Genomic DNA, 13914 nt, shown 5'->3' on the forward strand with positions numbered 1-13914 from the left:
TGCGTTTCGATGCAAGGTCGAGATCCCGGCCTGCGCCGGGATGACAAAGAAGAGACCGCGCTTCAGCCTGAGATACGCTCGCCCTAATTCTGGAAAATCGCCGGAGTTCCGGGTTTGACCATCTGCGCGACGCGCGCGGCGTCCCAGTTGGTCAGCCGGACGCAGCCATGGCTCTCCGCGCGGCCGATCGTGTGCGGCTCGCTCGTTCCGTGAATGCCGTAATGCGGCTTGCTGAGATCGATCCACACGACGCCGACCGGGCTGTTCGGGCCGGGCTGGAGCAATTTCGCCTCCTTGTTGTCGCTCACGTCCCAGAACAGCTTGGGATTATAGTGAAAGTCCGGGTTGCGGCTGACGCCCTTTATCTCCCACGTCCCGATCGGCAGCGGGTCGTGGCGGCTGCCCATCGTCGCGGGGAATTGCCCGACGAGCCGGTCGGCGTCGTCATAGACTTTCAGCACGCCTTCCGATTTGTCGACGACGATCTTCGCGGCGGCAAGCTGCTCGGGCGCGACGCCCAGCCGTTCGAGCGTGCCGTTCCAGCCGCGCGGGTCGTCCCCCGTCTTCGGGACAGCGACATCGGGGATGTTCGGAACGCGAAAGGACCGCCCCGCGCCGACCAGCGTCGACGGGCTGTTCAGCGCGACCAGCGTCTCGGGCGTCGTATGAAACCGCTCGGCAAGCGCTTCGGTCAGGTTGCGATAGCCGAGCGCGGGCAATTTGGCCTGATCGGCGGCGTCTTTCGGAAAGGCCGGAACGAACGGCCCCTTCGCGAAGCCCGCGGGGATGATGACCATCCGCGTCGCGGGGATGTCGCGCCCCTGTTGCAGCGCCTGTTCGGTCGCCGTGTCGAGCTTCCCATTTTCTTCGAGCCCGCGCGCTTTCTGGAAGCCGCGCAGCGCGGCGACATAGGACGCCCCTTCCTTCCCGTCGATCACGCCGGGCGAGAAGCCGAGATGGTCGAGCAGAACCTGCGCGCGAAGCGTCGGCGGCGCGGCGAAGGGCGCCGCCTCGGTCTCGGCATCCTCGAATCGCAAGCTGTCGGCGTCGGCCGCGACTGCCTCTTTCTGGTCGGTATCCGTATCTTGGGGGGCTGAATCGCAGCCGGCGATCAACAACAGGCACGGCAGAATGGATAAACGTTTCAAAAATTGTCCTCCCGGGTTCGAGGAGGATCAACGGTCCGGCGCACCAAAGGATGCGGGGACGGCGAACCGCCCAGCGCCGAGCTGCCCCAGGACATCGTGCGCTCAATTTGCACCGTCCTGCGCCCGACAAGCTCAGGGCGAACGGTTCATATTAGCGCATGCCGCTTTAGGGCGCGGGCGGGACGCTCGCCGCCCGCTTCGGCCGCGAGACGCGCGGCAGCGACCTGCGCGACCTCGATCCCGACGGCCATGTGTTCGACAAATCGGGGCTGTGATCCGTCCGGTTCAATCGGCCGGCGGGACGGCGATCGCCATGCCCGCTTTCACCCGGTCCATCACGACGAAGGATTCGAAGCGCTTGATGTCGGGGTCGTCGAAGAAGTGCGCGGCGATAAAGGTTTCGTAAGCAGCCATGTCGGGGACGACGACGATCAGCAGAAAGTCGGTGCGGCCCGTGACATAATAGCATTGCTGCACCTCGGGCGCCGCGCGCAGCCTGCTTTTCAGCGCCGCCATCTGCGCCGTATGCTCACGCTCCAGCTCAACCTCGACGATCACGCTGATCGCGCCGCCGCAGCGGGCGGGATCGACAATCGCGACATTGGCCTCGATCACGCCCAGCCGCTCCATGCGCCGCAACCGGCGCTGCACCGCCGCCGCCGAGAGATTCACGCTGTGGCCGATGTCGCGCAACGGCGTCCGGTTGTCGGCCTGCACCGCGCGCAATATCGCCCGGTCGAAACGATCCAATTCGACAGTCATGCAAAATTGTTGCGTAGCTTGCGGTAAAATCAAGCAGATTTTTCGGCAACGGCGCAATAGAATCTCGCCATGCCCCGGATTCGTCCCCTCTCCCGCCGCCGCATCCTTGCCCACATTCCGCTGATCGCCGCTGCCGGCTTTGCCTCGTCGCTGCGGGCCGCGGAACCGCCGGAACAAGACATCGCCGACATGGCCGCCGATGCCGTCGCCACCGGCGTTCCACCGGCGCTGGGAATGATCGCGATCGAGAACGGCCGCCTCGGAACGCCGAGCGCCTTCGGCGTCGAGGCGCGCGGCCGGCCCAGCGCAGCGTCCGCAACGGGGCGCTGGCATATCGGATCGAACGCCAAGTCGATGACCGCGACGATGGTCGCGCGGCTCGTCGAACAAGGCCTCCTCGACTGGAAGGCTTCGCTCGCCGACCTGCTGCCCGACGTGCCAATGCGCGAAGACTATCGCGCCGTCAGCTTGCCCGACCTTCTCTCGCATCGCGCAGGCCTCGCGCGCAACAGCGCCGCCGGGCTCGCGGCCATGCCCGACGACGATCCGCGCAGCGAGCAGGAGCGGCGCCGCGCATATGCCGCCGCGGCCCTGACCGAACCGCCGGTCGGCCCGATCGCCGTCGGGGCGGGAAGTTACAGCAATACAGGATTCCTTCTCGCCGGCCTCATCGCTGAACGCGCCACCGGACTGCCGTTCGAAGCGCTAATGCGCCGCGAGCTTTTCGTCCCGCTCGGGATGACGAGCGTCGGCTTCGGCGGCACGCCGCCCGGCGAAATCGCGGGCCATTCAAAGGGGGGGCCGGTCTATGGCGCGGCCGGCGACAATCCCGACTTTCTGCGACCTGCCGGCGGCCTTCATCTGTCGCTCGCCGACTGGGGCAGCTATATTCTCGACCAGATGCGCGGCCAGCGCGGCGAAGGGCGGCTCCTGCGAGCCGAATCCTATCATTTCCTTCATCGACCGCAGCCCGGCAGCAACAACGGCCTCGGCTGGGGGCTGGAAGCCGCTCCCGGCGGCAAGCCGATGTGGAGCCACGACGGCTCCAACGGCCGCTGGTTCGGCATCGTCGCCGTGCTGCCCGACGAACAGCGCGCCGCGATGGTCGTTGCCAATGCCGCCGGCGCCGAGGTCGAAGCCGTCGTCAACCGCATGGTCGTCAGGACGCTCGGGCTCGCCTGATCGAAGCTCGGCCGGGAATCGACACGGACTCTAATCCCCCGCGAAATCGAAGGCGCTGACGCCGCGCTCGCCCTCGCGGAACCGCAGCGGGCGGCCCAGCGGCGGCATCGACCGCTGGACGCAGCCGGTGCGTGTGCAGCGGCGACAGCCAAGCCCGATCGGCGTCGCGGGCGATCGCATCAGGTCGATCCCGCGCGCGGCGATCAACGGCGCGGCGACCTTGGCATCGACCCCGACGCATACGGCAAAGCGCGCGGGCGTCCCGCTGCCCGTCGCGCCGGGTGCCGCGACCGAGCGCGACTGGGTGAACCAGCGCGACCCGTCCTCCAGTTCGACCAGATCGGCGATCACCTCGCCGGGCCGCGCGAATGCCTCATGAACGCTCCACAAAGGGCAACGCGCATCGCCATCGACCAGCGGCGACTGGCTCGCCCCGGCATAGCGCTTGCTCCCCTGCCCCGCGCGGTCGATGCGCAGCATGAAGAAGGGCAGCCCGCGCGCGCCCACGCGCTGCAACGTCGTCAGCCGGTGCGCGACCTGCTCGTAACCCGCGCCGAAGCGCCGCTGGAGCAGCAGCAGGTCGTACCCCGTCGCGTCGCAGGCGCGCAGGAACCGGCCATAGGGCATCATCAGCGCCGCGGCGAAATAGTGGATCAGATGCCGCTCGAACAGCCGCGCCGCCGCGCTCTCGGCAAATTCCGCCCCCGCGACGAGCGCGTCGATCTCGTCCTTCGCCTCGATCTGCGCCAGCGTCGCCGCCGCCTGAAATGTCCGCGAGGCCGGACGCAGCAGCTCGTTCAGCATCAATTGGCGCGCGTGCCAGTCGAGCCAGCGCAGCCGGTCGGGCATGACGTCCGACGGCAAGATGCGGATGCCGAGCTGGTGCCGCATGCGCAGCCGCTCCGAAATCGTCCCGTACAGGTCGCCTCCCGCCAGCCGCAACTCGTCGGCCAGTTCCTCGGCGCGCGCGTCGAGGTCGGGAAAATGATTGCGCCATTTCTCGATCGCGCGGCGCACCGCGGCAACTTCGGGCGCGTCGCCGTCGCCTTCCGAACGCCCTTCGGGCACCGCATCGAACAATCTTGCGAAAGCCGCCGCGGTTGCCGGTGCGGTCTGCAACCATTCCTCGACCTCCTGCGCCCCGATCCCCAGATCGGCAAAGCGCGGATCGGCGAGCCGGCGCCGCAGCCCCGCGAGCCCGCCAGGCACTTCCTCCGCCCCCAGCTTCGCCGCATCGAACCCGAACCGCTCTGCCAGCCGCACGATCACCGTCGCGCTCAGCGGCCGCTGGCCATGCTCGATCAGGTTGAGATAGCTCGGCGAAATGTCGAGCGCCTCGGCCATCGCCGCCTGCGTCATCGCCGCCTCGCGCCGCACCTTGCGCACCGCCGGCCCCGCAAACACTCGCCGCTCCGCCATTTTGTAACTTTCTTTACTAATTTACACGCAAATTTACACCTTATTGGCATATTTCACAAATAATATTGACAAAGCTTTTCACTTTCCGCGGCACCTTCGCCAACATCCACCCCATCACCTCCTCTCAAGGACAAAGACGATGGGTTATCAGGAAGACATGGCACAGGCCGGCCGCCTCATCCGCGACTATGACGGCACCTGGGACGGCATCAGCGGCGAAAGCATCGCCCGCATGCGCGCCCAGAACAAGTTCCGCACCGGTCTCGACATCGCCCGCTACACCGCGCGCATCATGCGCGCGGACATGGCCGCTTATGACGCCGACCCCGCCAACTACACCCAGTCGCTGGGCTGCTGGCACGGCTTCATCGCGCAGCAGAAGATGATCTCGATCAAGAAGCATTTCGGTACCGTCAAGGGCCGCTACATCTATCTCTCGGGCTGGATGATCGCCGCGCTGCGCAGCGAGTTCGGTCCGCTGCCCGACCAGTCGATGCACGAAAAGACCAGCGTTCCGGCGCTGATCGAGGAAATCTACACCTTCCTGCGTCAGGCCGACGCCCGCGAACTCGGCATGCTCTTCCGCGACCTCGACGCCGCGCGCGCCGAGGGCGACGAACTCAAGGCCAAGCAGGTTCAGGCCGCGATCGACAATCATGAAACGCACGTCGTGCCCATCATCGCCGACATCGACGCGGGCTTCGGCAACGCCGAGGCGACGTACCTCCTCGCCAAGAAGATGATCGAGGCCGGCGCCTGCGCGCTCCAGATCGAAAATCAGGTCTCGGACGAAAAGCAGTGCGGCCATCAGGACGGCAAGGTCACCGTGCCGCACGAGGATTTCATCGCGAAGATCCGCGCCTGCCGCTACGCCTTCATGGAACTCGGCGTCGAGGACGGCATCATCGTGACGCGCACCGACAGCCTCGGCGCGGGCCTCACCAAGCAGATCGCCTTCTCGAAGGAGCCCGGCGACCTCGGCGACCGGTATAACAGCTTCCTCGACTGCGAAGAGGTCGAGGGCGCGGGCAACCCCGGCGACGTCCTGATCAACCGCAACGGCAAGCTGATGCGTCCGAAGCGCCTGCCCTCGAACCTCTATCAGTTCCGTCCCGGAACCGGCGAGGATCGCTGCGTGATGGACTGTATCGCCTCGCTTCAGAACGGCGCCGACCTCTTGTGGATCGAGACCGAGAAGCCGCACATCGAACAGATTGCCGGCATGGTCGACCGCATCCGCGAAGTCGTCCCCAACGCGAAGCTCGCTTATAACAATTCGCCGAGCTTCAACTGGACGCTCAACTTCCGCCAGCAGGTGTTCGACGCGTGGGAGAAGGAAGGCAAGGACGTCGGCGCCTATGACCGCGCCAAGCTGATGAGCGCCGATTATGACGCGACACCGCTCGGCGAAGAGGCCGACAACCGCATCCGCACCTTCCAGCGCGACGCGGCGAAGCGCGCGGGCATCTTCCACCACCTGATCACGCTGCCGACCTATCACACCGCGGCGCTGTCGACCGACAATCTCGCCAAGGAATATTTCGGCGACGAAGCGATGCTCGGCTACGTCAAGGGCGTCCAGCGCGCGGAGATCCGTCAGGGCATCGCCTGCGTGAAGCACCAGAATATGAGCGGAAGCGACATCGGCGACGACCACAAGGAATATTTCGCCGGCGAAGCGGCTCTCAAGGCCGCGGGCAAAGACAATACGATGAACCAGTTCGCCGCTTGAACGAGTTAGACGCGGGGGCCCGTTGCAACCCCCGCGTCGCCCATCTTGGCGCGGGACTCGCGGCCCGCCCCGCGCCTACCGAGCTTTCCTGGGGAGGAAAGCCTGTCCGTCGGAAGCTTATACGGGCTTCCGGCGGACATTTTTATCGCGGCAGCACCGCCGCCTCGCCGCGCGTCTTGACGAGCGACCAGATGATCCCGCCCGCGATCAGCGCAACCGTCACGCCAAGGCTGACCAGCGGCGGGAATTTATCGCCGCCGAGGACGAAATCGGCGACGAAGATCTTCGACCCGATGAAGACGAGCACCAGCGCGAGCGCATATTTGAGGTAGTGGAAACGGTGCACCATCGCCGATAGCGCGAAGTAGAGCGCGCGCAGACCAAGGATCGCCATGATGTTCGACGTATAGACGATGAAGGTGTCGGTCGTGATCGCGAAGATCGCCGGCACGCTGTCGACCGCAAACACCAGGTCGGCAAGGTTGATCACGACGAGCGCAAGGAACAAGGGCGTCGCTGCGAGCACGATCTTGCCCGTCTTCGTATCGGGGACACGCACGAAGAATTTCTCGCCGTGCAGCTCGTTGGTGATCGGGATGTGCCGCGATAGCCATTCGACGACCGGATTGCCCTTCACATCCATCGGCGTGTCGCTCGCGAACAGCATCTTCACGCCGGTAAAGACGAGGAAGGCCGCGAAGATATAGAGCACCCAACCATATTCGGTGACCAGCGCCGCGCCGCCCGCGATCATGATCCCGCGCAGCACGATCACCGCGACGATGCCCCAGAGGAGCGCGCGATACTGGTAGCGCGGCGGGATCGCGAAGGTCGCGAAGATCAGCGAAATCACGAAAATATTGTCGATCGACAGCGCCTTCTCGATGAAGAAGCCGGTATAATATTGCAGCCCCGCCTCGCCGCCCTTCGCAGCCCATACCCACGCGCCGAACGCCATCGCGATGCCGATGTAGAGCGCCGAGAGCTTCAAACTCTCGCCGATCCCCATTTCCTTGTTCTCCTTGTTCAGGACGCCGAGGTCGAAGGCGGTGAGCGCAATGACGAGCGCGATGAAGGCGAGCCAGAACCACGCCGGGGTGCCCAGCCAGTCGGCAAAAAGAAATTCCATGATGTCTTTCCCTGGATGCGCCGAAAGCGCCGCCTTTCGGCAGCGCTCCAGTCGTCAATTGTCGGTGATCAGCGGGCGAGCGCCGGGCGCAACGCGGGCGAACGCAAAGTCAGCGCCACAAGCCGCTCCTTGACCACGAGCTTCAACGTCTTCAGCCGCAGCAGACGGAATGGATCCACGCTACGCCGACGCGCCTCGCGCCGCTCGGCATCGTCGAGCTGGCGATGGAGCTGGGTCAGGCGATAGAAACTGGGATGGAAAATCATCGAAAAAGGGCCTCCTGATTGCAAGATCAAGCAGGTGACGCCGATGCCAAAACCCTCAAAACAGGGGGGAGAAAGGGCCGCAAGCATCGGTGTCACCCGATGCGGTCCGACATCACGTGGCGGGATATTCCGCCGACATGCCAGAGTAGCCCGCATTTCCTTTATTTAGAAGCCGCCGCCGCTTGCAAGTCCCCGCCCGCCACCCCTATTCCGATGAAGGAGCAAGCATGATGAGCGTCGAAATCGCAAAGGACGGCCCCGTCACGATCGTCACGATCGAGCGCCCGGCGAAGCGCAACGCGGTCGATCCCGCGGCCGCCGACGCGCTGCGCGACGCCTTCGCCGCCTTTGCGGTGGACGACGATGCGAAGGTCGCCATCCTGACCGGCAGCGGAGGTCATTTCTGCGCCGGCTTCGACCTCGGCGCGGTCGGCGCTAACCGCTACGATCCCGACGGCCCCGGCCCGATGGGACCTACGCGGATGCTGCTCGAAAAGCCGGTGGTCGCCGCGGTCGAGGGGCATGCCGTCGCCGGCGGGCTCGAACTCGCGCTCTGGTGCGACCTCCGCGTCGCGGCGGAAAGTGCCGTCTTCGGCGTCTATTGCCGCCGCTGGGGTGTCCCGCTGATCGACGGCGGCACCGTCCGCCTGCCGCGCATCGTCGGGCAAGGCCGCGCGCTCGACATGATCCTCACCGGCCGTCCCGTCGAAGCCGACGAGGCGCAGCGCATCGGCCTCGCCGACCGCGTCGTCCCCGACGGCAGCGCGCTCGCCGCCGCGGTCGAGCTCGCCAAACAGATCGCCGCCTTTCCGCAAATCTGCATGAACAGCGACCGGCTGAGCGCCTACCGCCAATGGGATTTCGGAATCGAAGGCGCGCTCGCGCACGAAGCGCACGCCGGCCTCGCTCCTTTGCGCGAAGGCGCGGCAGCGGGCGCGAAACGCTTCACCGACGGAGCCGGTCGGGGCGGCAGCTTTGCTACTTTTACCGGGGAATGACCGAGAAACCATAAAGGCGGCCCCCCGGGGGCAAGCCCGAGGTGCCGAAGGTTGGGAGGGGGGCATTGCGCACGCGATGTCTGCAACTTTGCAGGCCGCGAACGCGTGAGGTCCGGCATTTCTTCGAAGCCCCGCGCGATGCCGGTGGTGGAAGCGATCAGGAAACGCGATTAAAGTGCGTCGTTTCCAGTTTTTGAAGCTTGTCGCTGGACCAGACGATCGTTTCGGTCATGGATTTCAGATCCTTCGCAACGGTATAGACGCGCGTCGACACCCGCGCGCCCGCCTTGCTCAGCGTCATCACCAAGGTGTCGGGCGCCGGCTGACGCAGAGCGACGCTGTCGATGAAATCCATATTGCCGGTGACCGGTACGGCGACGCCATCGAGCGCGGCGGTCGATTCGGCATGCCTGCGCGAGCCGTCCGGCGCGACGATTTCGACCCGCGTTGTCCATTTGCCGTCCTGCGATGCGCGAAACGTCATCGTCACCCGTTGCGGCCGTTCTTGCTCGGGCATGGCCGATGCGTCCAGCGACCAGCTTCCGGCGAGCGGCAGCGGCTCGGATGCCGCGCTGTGGACGGCGTCGGATGTTCCGGCCTGATCGGCGGAAGGGGCGGTTGCGACCATCAATCCAGCGGCCGCCAAGGGTATTGCGATGAGCATAACGATCATTCCTTTCGAACCACGAACCCCAATGGTTGCGGTGTGCGCCAAATCCTTCACGGTGGAGCGCTGGCTCGAAAGATCGATATTTTCGTCACAAGTTTTTTGGCGGTCCAGAAGCCGCGCCAATTCGCGGCTGCTGCCGACGCCCGTTTTCCGGCGGGCGGAGCGCAAACGCTCGTTAATCGAGGTTTCCGAACGGCCCAGACGCGCTGCGATGGTCTTGACCGTATGCCCGGCGACCAACAGGCGCAAGATTTCCATTTCCAGGTCGGTAAGGCGTGCGGACAAGCCGGGAGCAGGTTCATCGGCAGACATGTGCTTCGCTCACCACAGCCTCACGAACAGGTCCATCCCAATTTAATTGGGAAAAGGCAGCAGGGCCAGACCGGGCGTGAGAGAAGCGTCTCCGCCTACCCCTTCGCCATCAGCTTCATCGTCATCGCCGTCAGCGCCTCGGTCGCAGTCGAGATCACCGCCGGCGCGTCGGGTGCCCAGAAGGGTGAGTGCAGGCTCGGCAGCGTGCGGCCTTCCTTCTTCGCCGCGTCATATTCGGCCTGCGGCACCCCGCCGACCCAGACAATCAGGCTCTTGATGCTTTTGTCCTCGCGCCCGAAACGGCCGAAGTCCTCGCCGCCCATCACCGGCGGCATCTTGACCACGCGTTCCCCGCCGAAGCTCGTCGTCAGGAACGCTGCCATTTCCTCGGTGAATTCGGGGGTGTTGAAGGTCGCGGGTGTATATTCGTCCCGCTGCACCGTCACCACGGGCATCCGGTCCTCGGGCACGCCCGCCGCGATCGCCTCGCCCTTCGCGATGCGTGCGATGCCGTCGAGCAGATGGTCGCGCACCGTGTCGGTATAGCTGCGCACCGTCAGCTGCAGCCGCGCTTCGTCTGAAATAATATTATGCTTGGCGCCCGCATGAAAGCTGCCGACGGTCACCACCGCGCTATCGAGCGGGCTTACCTCGCGCGACACCAAGGTCTGGAGCGCGCCGACGATGCGGCTCCCAAGCACGATCGGATCCTTCGTCGCCTGCGGATAGGCGCCGTGGCCGCCGACGCCCTTCACCAAAATGTCGACGCTGTCGACATTGGCGAGCGCATAGCCCGGCGTATAGCCGATCTTGCCCGCGGGAAACTGCGCCGCGTCGTGGAACGCCAGCACATATTCGGGTTTCGGGAAGCGCGTATAGAGGCCGTCCTCGAGCATCATCCGCGCGCCCGCGCCGCGTTCCTCGGCGGGCTGGCCGATCATCACCAGCGTGCCCGACCATTTATCCTTGTTCGCCGCCATCAGCCGCGCGACGCCGACCCAGGCGGTCATATGTGTGTCGTGGCCGCACGCGTGCATCACGCCGGTTTCGACGCCTTCCTTGGTGGTGACGCGCACCTTCGACGCGCCGGGCAGCCCCGTCTGCTCGGTCACCGGCAGCCCATCCATGTCGGCACGCACCATCACGACGGGGCCGGCGCCGTTCTCCATCACCGCGACGATGCCGGTGCCGCCGACCTTTTCGGTGACCTTGAAACCCAGCTCGCGCGCCTCGGCGGCGAGGATGCCCGCCGAGCGGACCTCCATGAAGCTGAGTTCGGGGTGGGCGTGCAGATCCTTGTAGATCGCCATCAGCGACGGCATCTGCTGTTCAACCTCGCCGCGCAGCGCCTGCGCCGCCGCGGGCATCGCGCCCGATACCGTCAAGACCAGCGCCGCCGCACCCGTCCACAAAATCCGCATCATCTTTCCCCTGTTTTGTCCGTTCTTCAGCCCGCCGGGACCAGTTCGATCACGTCGAGCAGCGATTCATACGCCGGTGCGGGCAGCACGACGCGCCACCGATTGTCGCCGATCCGTTCGACCAGCCCCGCCATATCGCGCATCCGGTCGCTGCCGTAATTGATCGCCATCTTCTCGTCGCCGAGCTCGAGCGTGCCGAGGAAGACCTGGCGCTTCAGATTGTCGGGAAAGATCAGGCCGACGGGGCGCTGCGACCCCGACAGCTTGGTCAGGCTCGACAAGCCTTGCTCGGGCGCGACGCGGCAGCGGAACCAGCTATAGGCGATATAGCCGAGCACCCCGCGCCCCTGCGCACCGACCTTGATCGTGCGGCAGCGATATTCGCCCGCGGGCAGATGCGGGTTGGGCAACGCCGCCATCGGCTGAAGCAGCGCGCCCTCGCGGTCGATCTCGGCGCCAAAGCCCTTGGCGCGCGCATCGGCGAGCGCCGCCTGCCAGCTGCTGTACCAGCCGCGGATCCGCTGCTTGTCGGCATCGGTCGCGGTCGCACGCCAGCCGCCCGTCGCCTCGGGAAGCGGCGCGTCGGCCGACGACGACGGCATCGCAGGAACCATCGTGCGACACGCGCTCAAAGTGACGCCCAGCGCCACCGCAAAAACCCATATGGTGCGACCCATGATTCTCTGTTTCTCCCCGACCCCTCGATGGTTAACCTTAAGGGCGCAAAGGAGATTGCTCAAGGGCGGAGGAGCTTAAGCCGCCGTCCAGCCGCCATCGACGCTGAGGTTCGCGCCGGTGATGTTCGCCGCTTCGTCGCGCGTCAGGAAGCTCGCGAGCGCCGCGACCTGCTCGACCGTGACGAACTGCTTCGTCGGCTGCCCCGCCAGCAGCACATCGTTGATCACCTGCTCGCGCGTCATGCCGCGCGCCTTCATCGTGTCGGGAATCTGGTTCTCGACCAGCGGCGTCCAGACATAGCCCGGGCTGATGCAATTCACCGTTATTCCGGCGTCCGCCACCTCCAGCGCGACGGTCTTGGTCAATCCCGCAAGCCCGTGCTTCGCGGTGACATAGGCCGATTTGAACGGCGAGGCGACGAGCGAGTGCGCCGAGGCGGTGCCGATGATCCGCCCCCATTTCTTCCTCCGCATCCCCGGCACCGCGTGACGGATGGTGTGGAACGCCGCGGTCAGGTTGAGCGCGATGATCATGTCCCACTTCTCGACCGGGAAATCCTCGACCGGCGAGACGAACTGCATGCCCGCATTGTTGACGAGGATGTCGACGCCGCCGAAATCCTTGTCGGCGCGCGCGAACATCGCCTCGATCTCTTCGGACTTGGTCAGGTCGGCGCCGTCATAGCCCGCCTTGCCCCCGCTGATCGCCTCCAGCCCCTTGCGTTCTACCTCGACCGCATCGGCGTCGCCGAAGCCATTGATGATGATGTCGGCGCCGTCGGCTGCGAAGGCTTTCGCGATGCCGAGCCCGATGCCCGAGGTCGATCCGGTGACGAGGGCGGTCTTTCCTTTAAGGCGCATGGTGCGGGGTCCTTCTTCTTGGGGGGAGAGAAATCATCCGAGGTCGTTGCCGGCCTTCGGCTTCAGCCCGTCGGGCTGCACTGCGAAGCTGTCGGACCGGCCCTCGGCGATGCTTTCGGCGAGCAGATGGCCGTCCTTCATCGCCGCCTCGACCGCGGCGCGGCCGAGCGCCCAGTTGACCTCCATCGTCGAGCGCGAAAATTCGAAGTCGCGCGCGCCGGTCTGCCACGCGGGCGGCTCGTGGATCAACTGCACGACGTTCAGCGCCTTGCACTCGACCATCCGCCGCACCGCCTTCACTTCGGCGAGGTCGGCGAACTCCTCGGGCAGCTTCGCGAGCATCCGGTCGATCAGCCGATGCTCCTTGCGCCGCCGTACCAGCCCGTCCGAGATCCGCCGCGTGCGGCTCGAAAAACGGATGTCCTTCTCGCGCGACCAGGCCTGCTCGAGGTCGTGCGGCCGCTCGCCCCGCGCCGGAAACAGGTCGACCTGAAACACCAGCATATCCTCATGCGCCGCCGCGACGACATGTTCGAGCGGGGTGTTCGACACGAGGCCGCCGTCCCAATACCAATGCCCGTCGATCTCGACCGGCGGCAGCCCGGGCGGCAGCGCCCCAGACGCGAGGATATGCCGCGCGTCGATCGTGTCGCATGTCGTGTCGAAATAGCGGAAGTTTCCGGTCTCGACCGCCACAGCGCCGACCGACAGCCGCACCTTGCCCCGGTTCACCCGGTCCCAGTCGACCAGCCGGTCGAGCGTCGCCGCCAGCGGCGCGGTGTCATAGAAGCTCACCGCCTCGGGCGTCTGCCGCGCGGCGAGTGCCGGCGGCGGAAAGCGCGGCGTGAAAAAGCCCGGCACGCCGAACGCCATCACCTGCCCCGCCGCCGCCATGTGCGACCATTCGCGTGCCCAGTCATTGTCGGGGGTCGGCAGCGAGGGGAGCGCCGACGACACGCCCTCCCAAAACTCGCGCATCTTGCCGACCGCCTGATCGCGCTCGTTCCCCGCGATGATCGCGGCGTTGACCGCACCGATCGAAATCCCCGCGACCCAGTCGAGTTCGATGCCTAGGTCGATCAGCGCCTCATACACCCCCGCCTGAAACGCCCCGAGCGCGCCGCCGCCTTGCAGGACGAGCACGACGAGGTCGGGAAGCGGCAAGGCGGCGCGGGCGGCTCGGCGGGGCATGGACTCGGGCGACAATCCTCTGACGTGCAGCGGCGCCCATGTTGCACCGCAGCACGCGCCATTGCAATGGCTTGTCGGCTTCGAAGCCCCTTCCAATTGCCCCCCGCTGCTGTAACACTCGCGCCGGAACGACCTTGATGGTGGAG

At 65.9% G+C, this 13914-nt stretch carries 13 protein-coding genes; 3 read left to right on the forward strand and 10 right to left on the reverse strand.

Annotated features, from left to right (window positions below; translation table 11 throughout):
- Positions 1–83: 83 nt before the first annotated feature.
- Both OVY29_RS07000 and OVY29_RS07005 read right to left on the reverse strand, forming a co-directional pair.
- Positions 84–1148 carry a L,D-transpeptidase gene (locus tag OVY29_RS07000; RefSeq protein WP_235211547.1) on the reverse strand — a complete coding sequence of 355 codons (1065 nt, stop codon included), beginning with the start codon at positions 1146–1148 and terminating at the stop codon, positions 84–86.
- Positions 1149–1433: 285 nt separating this feature from the next.
- The gene (locus OVY29_RS07005; protein WP_037556032.1) at positions 1434–1910 is read right to left on the reverse strand and encodes an Lrp/AsnC family transcriptional regulator; all 477 of its coding nucleotides are present in this window, start codon (positions 1908–1910) and stop codon (positions 1434–1436) included.
- A gap of 69 nt (positions 1911–1979) precedes the next feature.
- Here OVY29_RS07005 and OVY29_RS07010 point away from each other — a divergent pair, with 69 nt between their 5' ends.
- Entirely contained in the window at positions 1980–3092 is a 1113-nt protein-coding gene (locus tag OVY29_RS07010) for a serine hydrolase domain-containing protein (RefSeq protein WP_313911134.1), read from the forward strand.
- 30 nt (positions 3093–3122) lie between these two features.
- Here OVY29_RS07010 and OVY29_RS07015 read toward each other — a convergent pair whose 3' ends face one another.
- Positions 3123–4511 (reverse strand): short-chain fatty acyl-CoA regulator family protein, encoded by a 1389-nt coding sequence (locus tag OVY29_RS07015; protein ID WP_037556037.1) that lies wholly within the window; start codon positions 4509–4511, stop codon positions 3123–3125.
- A 139-nt stretch (positions 4512–4650) separates the two neighbouring features.
- Between OVY29_RS07015 and OVY29_RS07020 the strand changes: the two genes are divergently transcribed.
- Entirely contained in the window at positions 4651–6243 is a 1593-nt protein-coding gene (locus OVY29_RS07020) for an isocitrate lyase (RefSeq protein WP_037556034.1), read from the forward strand.
- A 142-nt stretch (positions 6244–6385) separates the two neighbouring features.
- Here the strand turns inward: OVY29_RS07020 and OVY29_RS07025 are convergent, their stop codons facing one another.
- Positions 6386–7372: a TerC family protein gene (locus tag OVY29_RS07025; protein ID WP_313911135.1), complete on the reverse strand. Its 987-nt coding sequence runs from the start codon at positions 7370–7372 to the stop codon at positions 6386–6388.
- Positions 7373–7440: 68 nt separating this feature from the next.
- Positions 7441–7638 (reverse strand): DUF465 domain-containing protein, encoded by a 198-nt coding sequence (locus OVY29_RS07030; RefSeq protein ID WP_037556036.1) that lies wholly within the window; start codon positions 7636–7638, stop codon positions 7441–7443.
- 227 nt (positions 7639–7865) lie between these two features.
- On the opposite strand from OVY29_RS07030, the gene OVY29_RS07035 reads away from it, so the two are divergent.
- A complete protein-coding gene (locus OVY29_RS07035) occupies positions 7866–8636 on the forward strand; it encodes a crotonase/enoyl-CoA hydratase family protein (RefSeq protein ID WP_235211573.1) in 771 nt (256 codons plus the stop codon).
- A gap of 157 nt (positions 8637–8793) precedes the next feature.
- On the opposite strand, the gene OVY29_RS07040 is transcribed toward OVY29_RS07035, so the two are convergent.
- The 5 genes from OVY29_RS07040 to OVY29_RS07060 form a co-directional block, all read right to left on the reverse strand.
- Positions 8794–9618, reverse strand: a complete 825-nt coding sequence (locus OVY29_RS07040) for a helix-turn-helix domain-containing protein (RefSeq protein ID WP_081933168.1) — start codon at positions 9616–9618, stop codon at positions 8794–8796.
- A 95-nt stretch (positions 9619–9713) separates the two neighbouring features.
- Positions 9714–11042 (reverse strand): amidohydrolase, encoded by a 1329-nt coding sequence (locus tag OVY29_RS07045; RefSeq protein ID WP_081933169.1) that lies wholly within the window; start codon positions 11040–11042, stop codon positions 9714–9716.
- 23 nt (positions 11043–11065) lie between these two features.
- Positions 11066–11716, reverse strand: coding sequence for a DUF4893 domain-containing protein (locus OVY29_RS07050; protein ID WP_037556826.1), 651 nt, complete (start codon positions 11714–11716; stop codon positions 11066–11068).
- A 75-nt stretch (positions 11717–11791) separates the two neighbouring features.
- On the reverse strand, positions 11792–12577 hold the full coding sequence (locus tag OVY29_RS07055; protein WP_037556827.1) for a 3-hydroxybutyrate dehydrogenase: 786 nt from the start codon (positions 12575–12577) through the stop codon (positions 11792–11794).
- 33 nt (positions 12578–12610) lie between these two features.
- Positions 12611–13768 carry a patatin-like phospholipase family protein gene (locus OVY29_RS07060; RefSeq protein WP_037556828.1) on the reverse strand — a complete coding sequence of 386 codons (1158 nt, stop codon included), beginning with the start codon at positions 13766–13768 and terminating at the stop codon, positions 12611–12613.
- Positions 13769–13914: the final 146 nt, after the last annotated feature.

The sequence above is a fragment of the Sphingopyxis sp. SE2 genome (assembly GCF_032227185.1).
GTDB lineage: Bacteria > Pseudomonadota > Alphaproteobacteria > Sphingomonadales > Sphingomonadaceae > Sphingopyxis.

Bases quoted from the DNA above. Each gene is read 5' to 3' on its own strand.
- OVY29_RS07005 (WP_037556032.1), bottom strand. From the start codon at position 1,910: ATGACTGTCGAATTGGATCGTTTCGACCGGGCGATATTGCGCGCGGTG.
- OVY29_RS07010 (WP_313911134.1), top strand. From the start codon at position 1,980: ATGCCCCGGATTCGTCCCCTCTCCCGCCGCCGCATCCTTGCCCACATT.
- OVY29_RS07015 (WP_037556037.1), bottom strand. From the start codon at position 4,511: ATGGCGGAGCGGCGAGTGTTTGCGGGGCCGGCGGTGCGCAAGGTGCGG.
- OVY29_RS07020 (WP_037556034.1), top strand. From the start codon at position 4,651: ATGGGTTATCAGGAAGACATGGCACAGGCCGGCCGCCTCATCCGCGAC.
- OVY29_RS07025 (WP_313911135.1), bottom strand. From the start codon at position 7,372: ATGGAATTTCTTTTTGCCGACTGGCTGGGCACCCCGGCGTGGTTCTGG.
- OVY29_RS07030 (WP_037556036.1), bottom strand. From the start codon at position 7,638: ATGATTTTCCATCCCAGTTTCTATCGCCTGACCCAGCTCCATCGCCAG.
- OVY29_RS07035 (WP_235211573.1), top strand. From the start codon at position 7,866: ATGATGAGCGTCGAAATCGCAAAGGACGGCCCCGTCACGATCGTCACG.
- OVY29_RS07040 (WP_081933168.1), bottom strand. From the start codon at position 9,618: ATGTCTGCCGATGAACCTGCTCCCGGCTTGTCCGCACGCCTTACCGAC.
- OVY29_RS07045 (WP_081933169.1), bottom strand. From the start codon at position 11,042: ATGATGCGGATTTTGTGGACGGGTGCGGCGGCGCTGGTCTTGACGGTA.
- OVY29_RS07050 (WP_037556826.1), bottom strand. From the start codon at position 11,716: ATGGGTCGCACCATATGGGTTTTTGCGGTGGCGCTGGGCGTCACTTTG.
- OVY29_RS07055 (WP_037556827.1), bottom strand. From the start codon at position 12,577: ATGCGCCTTAAAGGAAAGACCGCCCTCGTCACCGGATCGACCTCGGGC.
- OVY29_RS07060 (WP_037556828.1), bottom strand. From the start codon at position 13,768: ATGCCCCGCCGAGCCGCCCGCGCCGCCTTGCCGCTTCCCGACCTCGTC.